Source organism: Nocardia sp. IFM 10818 (assembly GCF_054655275.1).
Genome location: NZ_BAAHJH010000002.1, coordinates 76,081 through 93,406, shown reverse-complemented (window position 1 = coordinate 93,406; position 17,326 = coordinate 76,081). Strand labels below are relative to the sequence as shown.

The following is a 17,326-nucleotide window of genomic DNA, read 5'->3' as shown; positions in this document are numbered from 1 at the left end:
TCCTCGCTTCGTTGAGAGGTCAGGCGGATTCCAGGGGCCGGCGCACGAGCACCTCCCCGTCCTCGGGCACGACGATCTGGTGCTCGCTGTCGTCGTCGGTTCGGTAGGTGATGGCGATGAGGCCGGCGTCCTCGGCGGCGAGAAGGTCCGGGCCGGGTTCTCCGGTGACGACGGCCCAGTCGTCGAGGTCCTCGAGGAAGATCAGGTCACCGATCTCGACATCCATCGGGGCGGAGGGTTCGGCGTCGTCGTAGGTGTCCGGCCAATCCCCGACGCCGGGGATGTCGTGGTCCTCGGCGTCCGGGGCCGTATCCGCGAGGTCGGGAACCAGGCGCAGCGGGGCGCGCCGGGAGGTGGCGGCGGCCGCGGCGTCGAGCAGGTCGCTCATGCTGCGTCGCGGCGGTGCGGCAGGGGGTGAGTCGGGTGGCTGGCTGTCGGGGGTGTCCCCGCCGGGTTGGGCGAGGAAGTGTTGCAGTCCCAGCAGCGGGGCATCGGGCGCGCCGTCGGCGCGGGCGGCGGCGAGCTGTTCGCGGCGGCGCACCGGATCGTGGTCGGGGTAGTCGGCGGCGCGACCCCACCGTGCTTCCACCGTTTTGCGGAAGGTGGAGACGGCGGCGCGTTGGCGGGGCTGGGGGGCGGCGTCGGTGCCCGGTTCGGCGGTGGCGGTTTCGTTGTCGGGGTCGAGCAGCACCAGCCGGTCGTGAACGGGGTGGGCGGGCCGCAGTCGTTGCAGGACCGCGTGCCCGGGGCTGGTTGTGGGTGTGCGGCGGGGGTCGGGGGTGTAGAAGCACTGGACCTCGACCACCTCGCCGCTCTCGGTGACCGCGGTGGCGCGCCCGCGCAGGCCCCGCGGGATGGAGGTTCCGGTGGCGGGGTTGTTCCAGAGCATGATTGCGCCCTGCGGGCTGAGTGGTCCGAGGGAGACGCGCATGCGCAGCGAGTCACGGGTGTCACCGCGGCCGCGGCCACCGAAAAAGTCCGCATCCGGGCGCTGTGTGGAAACGAGCAGGTGGATGCGGGCCGAGCGGCCCTTGCGGACCAGAGAGGCGATTTCGAGCAGAGTGCGGGGCTGGCTGGGATCGCCTTTGACCCGGATGAGCGAGTACCAGGCCTCGAGATTGGCCTTGAAGTCCGCGAACTCGTCGACGACGACCAACAAGGGGACGAAGTCGGCTTCGTCGGCGCCGTCCTCGATCGCCTGATACCGCAGTTCCATCTCCTGCCAGGCACGGTGGATCACCGCGGCCTGGTGCTCGGTGCGGGAGGCGACGACCTGGATGTTGGGCCAGTCCCGGAAACCCAGGAACTCCGTGCCCTTGCCGTCGACGACCCAGACCATCCAGTCCAGGAGCGCGGCCGCGGTCACCACGGTGTGCACCGCGGCGGTTTTGCCGGTGCCGGTCGCGCCGATCAGGATCATGTGCGGGTCGATGACCGGGCGCCAGCGCAGCGCGCGTCCGTCTTCGTCGCGGGCGAAGGCGATGGCGACGTCTTCGTAGTCCGTGCCGGGGTCGGGGACGGTGTCGTGCCAGATCACCGTCGGGAACGCCGGCCGCTGTTCGAAGACGACTTCGTCGGATTCCAGGTCCCAGCGGGCGCGCCAGCGACCGGGAAGCACCGCCGAGACGGTGCGTTCGACACGCGCGCGGTAGCCCGACGGAGCGAAGCGGGCGCCGTCGTCGTGGCGGGCGGTGAGCCTGATGACCGCGCCCGCAGGGTCGAGATCGGTGCCGGTGACGGTGGCGGTGGGGCCGAGGATGCGCAGCACCAGCCGTTTGGCGCGGGCGACCGGTTCGGGATCCGGGAGCGCGGCGAGGGATTCGTCGAGAATGAAGGAGAGACGGCAGCGGCGGCGGTTATGCCGCTCGAGCCGGTAGGTGCCCCATGGTTGCCCGGACACGATTTCGGTGATGCGGGTCAGCCATTCGGGGTCCAGCGCCAAGCCGGCGTTGGTGTAGCGCACCACAAGCCGGGACGGGCGGCCGGGTTCACGACCGCGGGCCCGCCAGGTGTGGGCCCACAGCACCGCGCGGGTGGCCGGCATGCCCATCGCCGCGCACAGTTGTTCGGCGCAGCGGTCGGTGTCCTGGTGGCGTGTCTGCCAGCGGTGGCCTTCGACGGCGGCGGCGGCCGCGGCGAGCACGAGGGCGGTGGTGGCTGCCGAAGTCACCCACCGATCCATGCCCAGCAACGGTGCCGCGACCGGCACGCCGGTGGCGGTGGCCAGCAGCAGCGCGCTGTTGCGCAGCCAGGGCCGGGTGCGGTGCGGCAGTGGTGCGGTGCGCCCGTAGGTCGGGCGGGTCATCCGCACGGTGGGGCTCGGCGTGGTCACGGCCGCTGCCTCGTCCGCGGGCCTCGCGGTTGCGTCGCCGGCTCGGCCACGGTGCCGCAGACGGCGGCTGCGGAAGGCCGGCGGCGCGGCTGGGATGTGCTCACTTCGAGGGTCCCTTCCGCCCGGGCGGCGCACCCGGGGTGGGTGGCCTGTGACGGAAGAGAGGTGCGCGCGGTCAGTTCATGTGACAGCGCGAATTCGGGGGATCGCCGGTTTCTCGACGAGGGCGGTCTTACACACGCAGAACACTCGCCTTACATGGGCCTGACAGGTGCCGAACACTCACCGTTCATTGGCCGAACACTCGCCGGTGTGTCGGCGCACGACCGTCCGCCGGATGGAGTTACGCTTCGGGACTGAATCCACGACTCCGAGGACCGAAGCGTAAATCCACCGCCGCCGGTGTCCATATCCCCGCGGTTCACGGTTCCCGAAGCTCCGCCACACACTCGCCGTACGGGTGCCGTGCACCCGGCGAACAGTGGCCGACCGTGTGTCGAACACGCGTCTTACACCCTCCTACACCCCTGGGTCTCGCACATCCCTCCTGCTGACTACTCGGTGGCTGGCACGGGCGGGAGGGGCGGGAGCGTTCGGCACGGGCGAACACCTCGCGCAGGCCCGCCTCGAGGTCCAGCCGGCGCTCGAGCAGCTCGCGCACGGCGTGGGAGGGTGGCTCGTCGGCGCCGATGGGCCACATGTGGTCCTTATGGGATGCCGGGGTGCAGTCGGTCATTGGGAGGCTCCGTTCCGGTTGATCGGCCGAGGGGTTCTGCCCTCGGAGGTAAGAGGTCCAGAACCGTGCGTTCGTGCACTTATCAGCGGAAAAAGGACATCCCCGGAGAGCGGGAGGGCTGTCAGTAGCGGGTTCGCATCGGCACGACCGTGGTGACCCGCCATTCTTGGGCAACCTTTTCGGCGCGGATGGCGAGGGCGAGCCCGTTGGCGTAGACGGCCTCCGCGTCGGCCACCGACGGGCCGCTTGCGTGGATCCGCACGGTGGTGAGGGTGGCGGCCGGGAGGCGATTCCAGTCGGTGCTGCGGAGTGCGTCGGCCAGATGCGGGCTGGCCCATCGGCGCGCCCGCGTCCACCAGTCCTCCGGTCCGGTGCCCGGGACCGCGAAGTCGGTAGCGAAGCCGCGGATCGCGCTGATTGCCTGGTCATTGCTTGCGGACGTGCCGGGTTCGCTGTCGGTGCCCATATGGCCGTGCGGGGCGGGTGCGGCCGGTGGGGCCGGGGATGGTGTGGCCGCGGTCGGCGGTGCTGGCTGGTCGGCGGGAGTGCCGCAGTAGTGCAGGCTGGCGTAGACCGTGCCCGCGAGGGCGGCGGCGAGCAGCGTGGTCCATATGCGGCGGCGCGACGGCGGAGGGTCAGCGGCGGGGGTGTCCATATGCGGTTCGGGGACGGTCATGGGCGCAGTCCCTTGGCGGTCAGGTAGGGCCGCGGGTCGACCGAGTGGCCGTTGACCCGCACTTCGTAGTGCAGGTGGGGGCCGGTGGAGTGGCCGGTGCTGCCGACCGCACCGATCATGTCACCGGCGGTGACGTGGTCGCCGACGCGGACGGTGATGGCGCCGACGTTTTGGTGGGCGTAGAGGGTTTCGACGGTGTGGTCGTCGGACACGATGCGGACGCATTCGCCGTAGCCGTCCCCGAGGTCGCTGGCGACGGTGACCGTGCCGCCGGTGACTGCGTAGATCGGGGTTCCCGGGTCGGCGGCGAAGTCCGTGCCGGCGTGGAAGGTGCCGTCGCGGGGCCCGTATTCGGAACTGATGACGTACCGGCCGGGATCGAGGGGGAGGCGGGCGGTGCCGTCACCGGCGGTGGACACGGTGGTTCCGGCGGCGTCGCCGTAGACGCTGACGTGCACGTGGTCACGGTGGGCGGCGGTGTCGGAGTCCTCGCCGTTCGGGTGGACGTAGTCGCTCCACTGTCCGGGCTGGCCCATGCCGGGGCGCTGCCAGATCCGCCCCCACCAGATCACGTATTTCACGCCGAGGTCGTCGGCGTGCGCGGTGACCCAGGCCGCGATGGCGTCGCCGTCGGCCCGGTCGCGGGTCATGGCGTCGACCGCGCGGCCTTCCTGATGGTCGCGGTCCGTGCCGGCGGGCCGCTCCCCCACGGTGACCCAGCGGTGGGCGCCGAACTGCTGGCCGAGGCAACGCAGGACCCGCAGCGCGTCCGGGGTCAGACCCTGCTCGGCGGCCTCTCCTGTGGCGGGGCAGGTCATCGCGGCCCCGGTGCCGCACACGATCGTCGCGGCCGGGTCGACGGCACCGGCCGGTGCGGCGGTGGCGCTGCCGGGCAAGGGGGGCGCGCCGGCGGCGGCACCCTGGTTGGCGGCGAACAGGGCTCGGGCGAGAGGTTCGTCGTCGGCGTAGGCGTCGGGGTAGGCCGAGCCCTGCACGGTCTGGGCGGCGACGGTGACCGCCATGGCCTGCCAGCCCTCGACCTTTTCCAGTGCCTGATAGAACTTCAGGGCGGCGACCTGCGGATCCATCAGTTCCTCGAGGCTGCCCCACCACGGGTACTGCTGCTGCATGAAATTCACCGAGCCGTGGTCGGAACCGACTCCGTCGTGGGGGAACTGCAGGGATCGGTCGACGTCTCGCTGGTCGTCGCGCAGACGGGGATCGGATCCGTCGTTGGCGAGCATCCGGAATCCGGATTCCTGCCCCGCGACAGCCAACGCGACCACGATCGCCTGTTCGGGCAGCCCCAGTTGTTCGCCGACCGCGATGATCGTGCGCACGTTGCGCAACTGGGCTTCGGCGAGCACGGCGGGGTCGGTGGGCGCTGCGGCGGCACCGGCGGGCAGGGCCGTACCTCCGCAGCCGGCGGTGTCGAACGCCGAACCGGTGACGCTCACGACCACCAGGACCGGGATCAACAGCAGGAAGGCGGCCATCGCGGCCCCGAGCGCGAGCAGGGCGGCGAGGACGCGCCGGCTGGTCACGGCCGGGGCGCCCGCGGCGGGGGCGCCGTACGCGTCGAGGAGGCCATTCTGGTCGGGGTGCGAGCAGCCGGCGCGGTGGCGGCGGTGCCGCGGGCGGGGACCCACAGTCCGCTGGGGACACGCTGGCGGTAGTCCCCGCGCGCGGATGTCGCGGGCGCAGCGGGCCGCGCGGGCTCTGTGGCCGGGGCCGCGGCGGGGCGGTGCAGGCCGGGCGTGACGGGCATGGCGACACCGACCCGTCGTTTGATGCCGGGTTTGTAGACGTCCTCGGGCCGCGGGCGGCGCGGTTTCGCCGCGGCGGGTGAGCCGACGGCGACTGGCGGCGCGGTGGTGGAACGGCTGCCGGTGGAGGTGGAGGAAGTGGGCGGAGTCGGCGGGGGCGGGGTGGCGGATTTGGTGCCGGCGGCGGCCATGACCGCCGCGCCTCCGGCGGCTTTGGTGGCCACCCACGCCGCCGCGGACGCACCGCCGGTGGCGACGCTGGTGACGGTGGCGGCCAGGGAACCGACCCCGGCCATGGCCGAGGCCTTCTGCCCGGCGGCGTAGCGCTGGATTCCGCCGGCGGCGCGGCTGCCCATCCGGATCGCCTGTCCGCTCATCTGCGCGGTGTAGTACGCGGCTTGCAGCGCGTTCGCGTGCGGGACCGGCCGCTGGATGTGGGTGGGTGCCGCGCCGGGGCGGGTGGCCATCTTCGTGGCGAGGGTGTCGGCGTAGGCGCGGATCGTGCGGACGCCGCGGCGGAACAGGATCAGGCCCGCCACCAGCACGATGTCGACGATGAACACCTTTTTGAACAGGTTGTCGGAGCCGGTGCTGAAGAAGTCCCGGATCACGAGCATGTAGCCGGCCACGAACACGACCGCGAACACGAGCGACACCAGCGCCATCGCCAGGTTGGCGGCGGTTTTGAGCAGCATGCCGCGGGGGGCTCCGGGCGCGATGCCGAGCAGCAGCCCCGGAATGGCCTTGATCGACTGGTACAGGGCCGCGCACACCGCGGCCAAAACGGTGAAGGCCAGGCACCAGCCGAAGCACATGAGCACCAGGCCGCCGATGATCAGCGCGCCCGCGGCGGCGACCTGGGTGGCGTTGGGGTCGTCGGCGTAGGCCTTCATCGACCCGCCATTGCTGTCCCACCAGTTGTCGCCGCCGCCCTCGCACGACCGGATGTTGTCTTTGAGGGTGTCGCGGGTGTTGCCTTTGACCTTGTCGAACCCGCGATCCCAGGCCTCGATACAGGCCTGCCCTTCGGGGCCGAGATCGTCGATGATCTGCCCGAAGTTGATCAGCTGGGCGGGTCGGCGCAGCAGGGTGTCGGCCAGCGAGGTGGACAGGTCGTCGAGCAGCTGGTCGGGATCGGCGGTGGTGTTGCCCGAATGGGTCAGTCCCGCCGCCAGTTCCAGGCCGATGTCACGGGCGGAGATGATGAGCCCGTCGGGGCCGGCGACCCGGTCGACCGGGTCGGAGAGCATGCTCACGGCGAGGGTGGCGATCAGGCAGGACGCGGCGATCTCGTAGATGCCCGTCGACCAGCGCCCGCGCAGCATCCAGCAGCCCGCCACCAGCGCCGCGGCCGTGAGCAGGACCCCGGTGAGGTTCAGTTGCCCGGTCATCGCGGTGATCGAGGCGCCGATGCTGCGGGCGGGCTCGACGAGCTGTGCGAGCCATTCGAACCGCAGCGCGTAGGTCAGGATCCAGATGGTGGAGGCGGCCAGTGCCCGGTAGATCTCCCACTCGATCTCGATGAAGACCGCGAAAACCGCCTTCCACGGATGGCGCGCGTTGCCGTGGTCGAGGCTCATGAAGTACGACCACACGCTGATGCCGTGGCTGTCCTTGACCTCCATCCAGGAGAAGACCGCGTTCTCGGGCACGCCGCCGGTGGCGGTCCCGGCGGGTTGGGCGTGTGCGGGCGCGGTGGCCAGCACGGCCAGCAGGCCAGCGAGGTGGTAGAGCGCGACCACGCGCACCAGGCCGCGACGCCACCGCGAGGCCCACACCCACCTCGACACCCTCCGGAGGGGCCGAAAAGCGCTCAGCAGCCGTTCTGGAGGCCGGTACGGGCCTTTCACGATCAACTCTGTGATCGTGGCGACGACGTGGTGGAGGCGGTTCACGACGGCACCGGCTCACGACGAGCCCGGCGGTGGCCGGTGGGCGTGGTCATGACCGCGGCGCGGCGGGCGGGACTGCTGGGAGGCAGCACCTTGATTCGCGCGATGTTGCCGAACGCGTCGCGCATGTAGCCCTCGCCGCGGCGATGTGGTTCGACGTATTCGCGGCCGGTGGCCGGGTCCTTGCCCGTGGCCGGGGAGGTTTCCTCCACCAGTTCCTTGAGCAGGGCCGGATCGTCGGGATCCAGGCCGACGAACGCGAGAGATTTCCGGGCCAGACGCGGATCCTTCTGCCGCATCGTGATCTTGGTGGGGATCAGGCCGCGCAACGTCTCCGAGCCCATGCCCTCGTCGGGGTCCTGACTGCCCAGCAGGATGTAGGCGGATTCCTTGCGGCCCTCGCGGACGAATTCGACCGCGACGTCGAGGCCTTCCTCCGCCCTTGTGAGGCGATGGCATTCGTCGAGGGCGAACAGGCATGGCTGCGACGGGTCGGAGAAGCACAGTTCCCGCGCGTAGTAGGCGATCAGCGCGTACGTGGCGCGCCCGACCCGCTTCTCCAACGGCAGTTCCTTGAACAGGTGCGGTGCGGAGACCTGCGCCTGGGTGGGCAGTTGGACCAGGTGGGTGCGGAACACGATGGCCGGCGACTCGGGTGACAGCGCCGGCAGGTTCGGGGAGAAGATGCTGGCCGCGTACGACTTGTCGCTGTAGACGCCGAGCTTGGCGCCCAGTTTCGCGGCCAGCGGGTCCGCTGCGGCGCCGGCCAGATGCTCGATCAGTTCGTGCAGGCCGCCGTCGAGCAGGCCGTGTTCGGCGCGGTAGCCCGGATCGAGCACCCGGGTCAACAGCAGCCCGAAGTCGTCGTCGGGCTGGATCTGCAGCAGCGGCATGAGCAGGCTGGCGGCGACCTCGGCGCCACGGCGCGGCTCGAACACCCGCAGCGGGTCGATCGAGTACCGCGGGTCGCCGGGGTCGACGATGGTGGCGTCGGTGACGGTGTTGGCCCAGGCCGCGTACTCGCCGAGCTGGGTGTGGTCGACCACGACGACCCGGCCGCCGCGGTCGACGAAGTGCCCGCACATGGACTTGATCAGCACGCTCTTTCCCGACCCGAGGTCGCCGCACACCCCGCAGGAGCCGGAGATGTCGGCGGCGGATTTGCTGGCGACGTCGTGGTGGACCACGCCGATGCGGGCCGAACTGATGTTGAGCGCGAGCAGCGGGCCGCTGGCGTCGCCGACATCGGCGGAGGTGCACGGCACATAGCCGCTGAAGTCGGCCGAGGTGGTGACCTGCAGGAAGTCGCCGAGCACCCGGGGGCGGGGCGCGCCGGGTGTCAGCGCCTTCCACAGGTCGGCCTGGCGGCCCAGCGGCGCCAGCAGCCGGTAGTGCGAGGCGTCGAAGGTTCGGGCGAGCTGCTGGGCGTTGTGCAGCACCTCCTCCTCGGAGGCGGCACCGCAGGCGAACACCACGGTGGCCTGGACTTCGACCTCGTTCTTGTCGGACTCGAGCGCTTCGGCGTAGATGGCCAGGTCCTCGGCGGCGGTGTCGAGGACGCTGTGGCCGTGGGACAGTTCGCCGCTGCGCTGGTGGTACTGGTCCTGGAGATTGATCAAAGCGCGCTGGTTGGCGCGCAGAACCTCGTCGCGGGCGCGCACGGTCAGCAGCAGCGCCCAGTCGACATCGGGCAGTTCGTCGGCGAGGGTGAGGAACTCGGAGCCCGGGAATTCCTCACCGCCGGCCGGGGTGTCGGCCAGAGCGAGAAACGCCTGATAGGAGGCGGGGACAGGAGTCGGGGACCAGGGTTGGTCGACCTTGACCACCCGCGTGAGCTTGTGGGTGGGGGCGCGCCAGCGCGGCTGCGGGGGCCGGTCGCTGATCGCGCCTTCGTCGAGGCGGGCGGGCGCGAACGCGGCGGAGGTCTTGCGGCTGCCCGGGTACCGGCGGGGTGGCAGGTCGGCGTCGAGTTGCAGGCCACGCTGCAGGGAGTGCAGGTGCAGCCAGCCCATCTGAGCCGGGGTGACCGGGGTAGGCCGGAAGTAAGGCGGCAGCGCCGCGGCGATCAGGTCGGCCTGGTGACGGCGCAGCGCGATCTCGTCGGGGCCGGGCAGGCGCCGAGGGGCGCCGGCGAGGTCGGTGAGGCTGATCAGGGCGGCATTGCCGGAGGCGACGAGGCGGTCCCGCCAGCGGCGGTTGTTCAACGGCACCGACAGCCAGTAGATACGCCGACCGGGCCGGAATTCGGCGAGCGTGTCAAGGGTGGCCTCGCATTCGGCGGCCCAGGCCGGATGGGTGGCCAGGTCGATGCCGTCCTCCATGCGCGCGACGATCGCGGCGGGGTCGAGGCTGGCGCACAACCCCAGCAGCAGCGACTCCCCCGGCAGCGCTCGCAGCAGCAGTTTGTGCAGCATGCGGGCGGTTTCTTTGTCCTCGATCGGGCGGTAGCCGTACTCGACCCCGCTCAAGATCCATTCGGCGTACACGGTGCCCGAGCGGGTCCAGCGCAGGTTGCCGTCGACGAACCAGGTGGGTTGCAGGATCATCAGGCGGCCCTCCTGCTGGTGGCCGACAGCAGCGCCGCCGAGCCCAGCCCCCGCGGAACGGGCTGCGCGGTCACCGTCGGGGCGGCAGGTCGAGGCGCGGCGGAGATCGTGACCGTGCCGGTGAGAGCTTGCGGGGCGCGGGGGGCGCGGACCGGGCGGCCGTTGACCGTAGGCGTGGTGACGGTGCTGGTCAGCGCCTTGAGCGCGCCGACGGCGATGGAGACCGGGTTGCGTCCGGCCTGCGGCAGCCGGCCCAGCAGCCACAGCGTCGCGGCGGGCAGACCGACGAACACGGCGATGTTCTGCGCGGAGCTGCCGAATCGGCTCCACGCGGGATAGGTGAGGATCAGCAGTCCGACCACGGCCCCGGTGCCCAGGAACTGCAGCGGGCTGTAGGGGCCGCCGGGGATGCGCTCGCCGGTGTGGGTGCGCCCGATCAGCATCGGGATGCGGCGGGCGCGTTTGAAGTTGCGGATCAGCTGCGGGGAGCGGGCGACGGGTTCGGTCATGACGGCCACCCCGGCAGCCACGGCGGCACCGCATCCGCGGTGGCCTGCCCGACCAGGTGCACGGTGGTGGCGACCGCGGCCGTACCGACCTCGTCGCCGACCTTGTCGCGCACAGCGGTGATATTCCAGACCAGGAACAAGAAAATGCCTGCGACCAGGCCCGATACCAAGATCGCGGACATCGCGCCGCGGGATTTGACCGCGGTGAAGATCATGAACCCGATCGCGACCAGCGTGGCGGCGATCCGCATGGATTCCTGGGCTTCTGCGCCTTTGCGGTTGAACCAGGGCAACACGCCCTCGGCCAGACTGGTCACACCGGGATCCAGCACGGTGGCGACGACGGACATGACGGTTTCCTTTCTCAGCCGGCAGGGGACGGAGCCGGGACGGGCGGGGTGGTGGTGGCCGGGGTCGACGGCCGCGAGGTCGCGTCGGCGCGGGTGCTGGTGGCGGGCCCGGGCGGTGGCGTCGTGGCCGGGGCGGTGGTCGCGGGGGCCGGCGCGGCCAAGGCGGGCGCGGGATCGAGGGCCGCGATCTCCCAGCGGCCGCCACGCGCGGCCAGCGTCAGCGCGTATTGGCTGGTCAGAGAATGTCCGGGGGTGGTGGTGGCGAGTTCGGCGGTGGCCAGGACCCGGGTGGTGGTGCCGTCGGTGGGGGTGGCGCGCGAAGCGGTGGTGGTGAAGTCGGTGTCGGTCGCGACAGCGAGCAGGGTGACCGCGGTGTAGGGCGGTGGGGTGATGGCCCGCAGCCTCGTGCCGGGCGCGGTGTAGCGGGCGATGTCGCCGTCGCCGGCGGTGAGCGCGGCCAGGAACGCGCCGAGCGTGGTCCAGATGGGGTGGCCGCTCACGAGTTGGTGGCGGTAGCCCAGATCCACCTCGGCGGCCACGGGCGGCGCGGCCACCGGGGCGGGGAGGGCGGTCGCGCGGGCAGCGCCGTCGGTGACCAGAACCGGGACCTGGAAGTAGCGGCGTGCCGCCGCGGACGGGGGTTGGTCAACACCGCGCACCACCGCCGAGACGGTGACCGTCCACAGGTGCGCGCCGGTGACCGGTCGCGTGGACGGCGCGGTGGTCGGTGCCGGCTGGGCGGTGGCGGTCACCGCAGGGCGGGTGGCGGTCTCGATGCGGGCGAGGCCGATGTCGGTGGCGATGTAGGCCTGGGTCTGCGGGAGCTTGAGCCGGTCGGTGTCGACGAGCGAGTCGAAGCTCTTCTCATCCCCGCGCGCGGCCTGCAGCCAGGTGCCCACCAGCCGGGTGGCGAGCTCGGCGGCCGCGGACTGTTCGCCGGGATCGGCGGCGGTGGTCTGCCGCGGAGTGGCCGCGGGCGGGACGGGAGTGAGGGTTCCGGAGACGATCAGCACTAGCGACACCACGCCGCAGGCCATCGCGGCGAGCATCGACCAGCGGATCGCGGTGGTGAGCCGGGCTTGCCCGCCCGTCCAGGCGGCCTGCTCGGTAACCGGCTCGCCACCGGCCTCCTTCGCTCGACGGTTAACCAGCCGCAAACGCCGGGGTGTGGTGGGGGCTGTCTCGCGGACCGCCGACGCCTTCGACGCCTTCGTGCCGCGGTGTCTGCGCAGGCCGGGCATGGTCACCACCGCCCGTCGGTGAGGTCCCCGAGCAGGCTGTGGCCATCGACGAGGCGGGCCAGGGCCCGGCGGGCGTGACCGACGCCGGGATCGGCGAGCAGGGCCTGTATCTGGTCGGCCCGGGCCTGGGACAGCGGGTCGCGGCACAGCGCGGTGGCCGCGTCCTGGATCTCACTGGCGGTGTTCACCACGCACGCCGCGTCGTCCCAGTCCCGCCCGCCCTCGGGCTCGGCCTGTGGTTGCTCGCTCATCGCGGATGTCCTCCTGCGCTGGTGGGGACCGTTTGGCAGGAGAGAAGTGGGGCCGGCGAGCCCATGTGACAAGGCGCCGCGGAAATTTCCGGCCGGGCATTTCCGCCACACCCGCGCGCGCATATGGACGCCCTTATGGCCCACTCCCCCGCCCTGACCGGAATCTCCGCAGGTCACAGGGGTTGCCGGGGAGGCGCGGCGGCGGGAGTCGCGGCGCGCGGTGCGGGCCCGAAATCGGGTCCGGAACCGTCCTTTCCGTCAGTCGGCCGCACGAAAACAGCAGGTCATCGGCCATAAGCGGCTGTTTGTGTCGCTCGGGTAGCGCCCGTTCGCTCCAGGCACCCCGAGGAGGTCGTCATGAACATCGGCAGCGCGGCACCCGCCGCTCCCGCTCCGCACCGCTTCCGACCGAGTCGCTCACGCCTGCACGCCCGCTTGGACGAGCATTTCTGCACCGACCTCGCTCACCGTCCAGAAACACATCGTGAACTGCGGCAATGGCGTGCCGAGTATGCGGCGCTGGCCGATCTGCACGAGCTGGCCCAGCTCCCGGACCTGGTGGCCGCCGACCCCAATGCGGTCCTGGCCGCGCTGCTCGAGGCGCATCACGACGGATCGGCGCTGGCAGCGGCGGCGCTGCTGCACCAGATGCTGCCCAAACTGCTGCGTCTGACCCCCTACGCCCGGATCGACGAGTACTGCCGCGACGCCTCCTACGCCGACCGAGGTGGGGAGACCATCGCCGCGTTCCTGACCGTCATCGGCAGCTACCGGCCCCGTCCCGGGCACAACGTGGCCGCGGTGATGGCGCTGCAGACCTTGCACGCCATCACCGCCTCCGCCGGTGTCGCGCGGGAGATCCCGCTGGCGCCCGACGACCTCACCACCGCCCACACCATGGGCCGCAACCCACTGGTTATCGACGATGTCGTCGACTGGGACAGCCGCCCGCACCTGCTGTCCGCCCAGGAAGTGCTGACGTGGGCGGTCACTCACGGCGCCATCACCGCCGGCGAGCGACAACTGCTCACCGCCGCCTATCTGTCCGGTGTCGACGATCTGCGGGCCGTCGCCGCGGAGGCCGGCCTGTCCTACGCGGCGTTGCGGCAGCGGTTGCGGCGCAGCATCGCGCGCGTCCGCACCGCGGTCTGCACCCACCTCTCGATCGAGACGGAACCCGAGCCCGGCCGCTACCACCGCATCTGCCAGCCCCCCCGGCGGGCCGCATGATCGCCGCCGCCCACTCGCGCATCCCCGGTCGGCACCAGCCCGCATCGGCTCACACCACCGCGCCCGCGCCCTCTGCGGGCGGCGCGCGCACACCCTCCCACCGTCGCGAGGAAGGAACCTCGATGACCACTCTGATCACGCGTGTGCGCCGCAGCGGCGGTCACTGGACGGTGCCGGTCACCGTGCTGACCGGCCTGGCAGTGCTGGCGCTGACCACGACGACCGCCAGCGCGCGCTCTGGTCACGGGTGGCCGGTACGCGCCCAGGGGGACGGCTGCACCGCCCTGGAACTGATCCTGGTACCCGGTACCGGGGAGGGCACCGCCAACGCATCCACCCCGACCGGTCTGCTCAAGCCGGTGGCCGACGGTCTGCAACAGACCTTCGGCACCCAGCTGCGGACCTACACCGTCCCCTACAAGGCGGTCGCGTTCACCGACGGCACCGCCTACGCCGACAGCAAGAACGAGGGCGTCGACCTGACCCGCCGCGAGCTGGACCGGCTCGCCGGCCAGTGCCCGGACACGAAGGTCGCGCTCATCGGCTACTCCCAGGGCGCCGATGTCGCCGGCGACGTGGCCTGCGAGATCGGCAGCGGGGCCGGCGCGATCGCGGCCACCGCCGTCGTCGGGGTGGGGCTGGTCTCCGATCCCCGCCGCGGCACCACCGGAGAAACCAGGATCGGGCCCGGCAACGACAACGAGGGCATCATGGGCCCGCGCACCGACTGCGGCGCGGGCTTCGGCGCCCTCACCGGCCGTGTGGCCTCGATCTGCATCGACGGCGACCTGTACTGCGGCGTCGACGCCGAACGCGACAGCGTGCTCGTCGGAATCGCCGACATCCTCGGCAACGTCACCACCGGCGACACCTCCACCGCGGCCGATTCCGGCGGACAGAACGGCAGCCACGACGAGCAGGCGTTGGTGCAGTCGCTGGTGTCGGACTTCTCCCAGGCCGATCTCGGCGGGCTGCCCGGCGACATCACCGCGCTCGGCGAGGCGGCCCGCACCAACGACTCCGACTCCGTCGCCCGCCTGTCCGCCAAAATCGCTGACACGCTCACCCCGCTGGCCGACATCGTCACCAGCGCCACCGACGATCCGGCCATCGAGAAGGCCCTCGACGCCGCCGCCGCCGGGTCCCCGGAGGCGGTCACCGGCACCGTCCTCGACGCCGCCAAGAGCATCGACCTCGACAAAGCCATCGACACCGCCAGCCGTCTGGCGACCACCGCGCTCGGTGGCCGGACGAGCGGAACCGGCACCACCACGAGCGCCGACTCCTCGACGGCCTCGTTGACCGACTCCGCCACAGCACTGTCGCAGCAGGTGACTCCGTTGACCGACACCGGCGGCGACCACCTGGCCACCGCCGCGAAGATCTTGAGCACCGTCAAACCGCAGGTCTGGGTCGACCAGATCACCAACGTCGCCTCGGGCAGCCTGTCCCTGGCCGCCAACCTGCCCCAGATCCTGGAAGCCCTCGGGAAGCTCGGGCCGATCCTGCTCGACGGCAACCTCGACATCTGGGCCAAAGTCGCGCAACTGCGCGAGGTCGCCGGCACGCTGAACACCTTGTTCGAGCCAGTGGTGAAGATGGCCGCCAAGGTCGACCTGAAGACCGCCGCCTCGCTGATCGCGATGATCCCCGACCCGCAGGGCATCGCCCCGATCGTCAGCACCGTCGTCGACCTGCTCGCCAACGTCGACCTCATCGCGGTCGCCAACGAAGTGGGCCGGATCCAAAACGTCGCCTGGGATGTCCTGCAATCGTGCGAGACCGGCTGCAACCTGCTGCTGGCCACGCCCCTCATCTCCTCGGGCCTGACCCTGGCCACCCTCGCCGTCGACGCCCTGTCCGGCGGTGGTGAGAAAACCGATCCCGACCAGCTGGGCCAGACCAGCGACGGCACCGCCTTGTCCGACAGCCTCACCCAGCTCGCCAACGGCACCGACGGCAACGACGGTCTCGGGAAGCTGCTGCAGCAGGGCCTGGACGCGGCCAGCTTCTACGGCTCGGGCGTGCACCAGGACTACGCCCAGCACGTCGTCGACCGGTCCGGTCGCACCACCCTCACCTGGCTCACCGACTGGCTGACCGCCCAGTTCAACAAGGCACTCGGAGTCTGATCATGAACACGCGCGCGCCCCGACCTGTCCCCCCAGCCGGCACCGGACCTCTCTGGTGGCCTCGGCGCGGCCCGTCCATGCTGACTCGCTGGTGCTGGTGGTTGCTCGCGCTGTCGCTCGTCGGTGCGGCGGGGTTCGGCGGCGCCGCCACGGCGCGCGCCGACGAGGCCGGCTGCGCCGCGGTGGACGTCGTGGTGGCCCGCGGCACTACCGAACCGGGCCATTTCGGCGCGGCCGTCGGAGACCCGCTGGTCGAACTGCTGTCGGCTCGACTGCCCGGCCCGATGAGCGCCTACCGGGTCAACTACCCAGCCGACTTGACGTTCTCGATCGGCCTCGGCAGCGCGGACCTGGTCGCTCATCTGACCCAGCAGGCCCAGGCATGTCCCGGCCAGCGGTTTGTGCTGGTCGGGTACTCCCAGGGCGCGGTCGTCGTGCACGCCGCGCTCGGCACCGGGGCAGCGATGTGGATCCCCGGTGTCGTCGTCATGCCCGATTGGCTCGGAGACCGCGTCGACGCGATCCTGCTGTTCGGAGATCCGGCCCGGCTACTCGGAGCCGCCGTCCCCGAGCGCTATCTCACACGCACCGGCTCGTGGTGCATCGACGGCGATCCGGTCTGCCAGCCCGGGGGCAACACCCCGGCCGCCCATGTCGCCTACGGCGCTGCGCTGGTCGAGGCGGCCGATTTCACCGCGGGGCAGGTCTGAAAACCGCCCGGTGGGGCGGATCGTCGCGAGAGAGCGGCGGCGGTCGTGAAACCGGGCCTGGTCGCAGATTTCGGCGTTACCGTGGTGCCGAACCACTCAAGTCAGCGGGGGCGCCCGGGTGACTCGGGTACGAAGTTGCAGTGCCGACGATCGGAATCTGGAACTCCCACAGCCGTCATTCCGCACTCTGAACACGACAGACGCAGGCCAGGCCTTGCCGTGGTCTTGAGCTGAACTCCAGCAAGTGAGTGGGTGGGCGGCCGCATTGGGGCGGCGACCATGATCGGAGCGACAGTCAATGTCCCTGGTGGCGCCCCGCACGCAGGGCACGAGGACCTATCCCGGACTGGGCATCACGAGTTTCCTTCGCTCGGCGTCGTTCGGGTGTGATTATCAACGGCAGCTGCCGCGGACGAATAGCAGATATTTCGCCTAGTGCCCTGGGCATTATGCTTCCAGATTGTATTTCGTGGCGGACGGTGGCCTCTCCGGTTCGACCGGTGCCGCGTAGCTCACCTGACTGACCAGCGGCGCCGAGGAATCGATCGCGATGTCGGCAGTGGCGACGGGCCCGAGGACGAGGTCGATGAAGGCTTCACGATCGGCCTCGTCCATCAGGTGACGCACGTCCGTTTCGGCGATCTCGTCGGGGCACGGCGACAACGCACCGCAGTCGTGGCACACCCCGTAGTGGGCCGGAAGCACGACCACGGACATGCCGCCGGAGAAGATGCGGCGCCACGGGTCTCCCGCGGTGCGGCCGCTGGCGACGACACCCCACACATAGACAGTGCCGTTCGGGCGGCGGCGCACGCGTTGGATCAGGCCCGGCCACAGCGATCCGCCGTCGTCGCCGATCGCGATTGTCAGATCTTCCTCGAGGTCGATGGCGAACATCAGCACCACTCCGAAAGTTGTTGGGTCATAAGGCATGAGGGCGGCGTACGAAGGCGCG

The 17,326-nt window shown here is 71.2% G+C and carries 13 protein-coding genes; 3 read left to right on the top strand and 10 right to left on the bottom strand.

Annotated elements, in window-relative coordinates:
- Positions 1-19: 19 nt before the first annotated feature.
- The 9 genes from ACYQ5L_RS39440 to ACYQ5L_RS39400 all read right to left on the bottom strand — a co-directional run bounded on the left by ACYQ5L_RS39440 (position 20) and on the right by ACYQ5L_RS39400 (position 12,299).
- A complete protein-coding gene (locus ACYQ5L_RS39440) occupies positions 20-2,332 on the bottom strand; it encodes an FtsK/SpoIIIE domain-containing protein (protein WP_459963801.1) in 2,313 nt (770 codons plus the stop codon).
- Positions 2,333-3,189: 857 nt separating this feature from the next.
- Positions 3,190-3,744: a hypothetical protein gene (locus ACYQ5L_RS39435; RefSeq protein WP_459963800.1), complete on the bottom strand. Its 555-nt coding sequence runs from the start codon at positions 3,742-3,744 to the stop codon at positions 3,190-3,192.
- On the bottom strand, positions 3,741-5,288 hold the full coding sequence (locus ACYQ5L_RS39430) for a M23 family metallopeptidase (RefSeq protein WP_459963799.1): 1,548 nt from the start codon (positions 5,286-5,288) through the stop codon (positions 3,741-3,743). Before ACYQ5L_RS39430 ends, ACYQ5L_RS39435 begins: the two co-directional genes overlap by 4 nt.
- Positions 5,285-7,300: a hypothetical protein gene (locus ACYQ5L_RS39425; RefSeq protein WP_459963798.1), complete on the bottom strand. Its 2,016-nt coding sequence runs from the start codon at positions 7,298-7,300 to the stop codon at positions 5,285-5,287. The genes ACYQ5L_RS39430 and ACYQ5L_RS39425 overlap by 4 nt, the downstream gene beginning before the upstream one ends.
- A gap of 101 nt (positions 7,301-7,401) precedes the next feature.
- Entirely contained in the window at positions 7,402-9,948 is a 2,547-nt protein-coding gene (locus ACYQ5L_RS39420) for an ATP-binding protein (protein WP_459963796.1), read from the bottom strand.
- Complete coding sequence (locus ACYQ5L_RS39415; RefSeq protein ID WP_459963795.1) at positions 9,948-10,457, bottom strand: hypothetical protein; 510 nt, start codon at positions 10,455-10,457, stop codon at positions 9,948-9,950. The genes ACYQ5L_RS39420 and ACYQ5L_RS39415 overlap by 1 nt, the downstream gene beginning before the upstream one ends.
- Positions 10,454-10,807, bottom strand: a complete 354-nt coding sequence (locus ACYQ5L_RS39410) for a hypothetical protein (protein WP_459963794.1) — start codon at positions 10,805-10,807, stop codon at positions 10,454-10,456. The genes ACYQ5L_RS39415 and ACYQ5L_RS39410 overlap by 4 nt, the downstream gene beginning before the upstream one ends.
- Positions 10,808-10,821: 14 nt before the next feature.
- Positions 10,822-12,057: a hypothetical protein gene (locus ACYQ5L_RS39405; RefSeq protein WP_459963793.1), complete on the bottom strand. Its 1,236-nt coding sequence runs from the start codon at positions 12,055-12,057 to the stop codon at positions 10,822-10,824.
- Positions 12,051-12,299 (bottom strand): hypothetical protein, encoded by a 249-nt coding sequence (locus tag ACYQ5L_RS39400; protein WP_459963792.1) that lies wholly within the window; start codon positions 12,297-12,299, stop codon positions 12,051-12,053. Before ACYQ5L_RS39400 ends, ACYQ5L_RS39405 begins: the two co-directional genes overlap by 7 nt.
- 357 nt (positions 12,300-12,656) lie before the next feature.
- Here ACYQ5L_RS39400 and ACYQ5L_RS39395 point away from each other — a divergent pair, with 357 nt between their 5' ends.
- From ACYQ5L_RS39395 to ACYQ5L_RS39385, 3 genes are all read left to right on the top strand, one after another.
- Positions 12,657-13,529, top strand: a complete 873-nt coding sequence (locus tag ACYQ5L_RS39395; protein ID WP_459963791.1) for a hypothetical protein — start codon at positions 12,657-12,659, stop codon at positions 13,527-13,529.
- Positions 13,530-13,651: 122 nt separating this feature from the next.
- The gene (locus ACYQ5L_RS39390; RefSeq protein ID WP_459963790.1) at positions 13,652-15,661 is read left to right on the top strand and encodes a cutinase family protein; all 2,010 of its coding nucleotides are present in this window, start codon (positions 13,652-13,654) and stop codon (positions 15,659-15,661) included.
- A gap of 77 nt (positions 15,662-15,738) precedes the next feature.
- The gene (locus ACYQ5L_RS39385) at positions 15,739-16,371 is read left to right on the top strand and encodes a cutinase family protein (protein ID WP_459963789.1); all 633 of its coding nucleotides are present in this window, start codon (positions 15,739-15,741) and stop codon (positions 16,369-16,371) included.
- A 447-nt stretch (positions 16,372-16,818) separates the two neighbouring features.
- Here ACYQ5L_RS39385 and ACYQ5L_RS39380 read toward each other — a convergent pair whose 3' ends face one another.
- On the bottom strand, positions 16,819-17,268 hold the full coding sequence (locus ACYQ5L_RS39380) for a hypothetical protein (RefSeq protein ID WP_459963788.1): 450 nt from the start codon (positions 17,266-17,268) through the stop codon (positions 16,819-16,821).
- Positions 17,269-17,326: the final 58 nt, after the last annotated feature.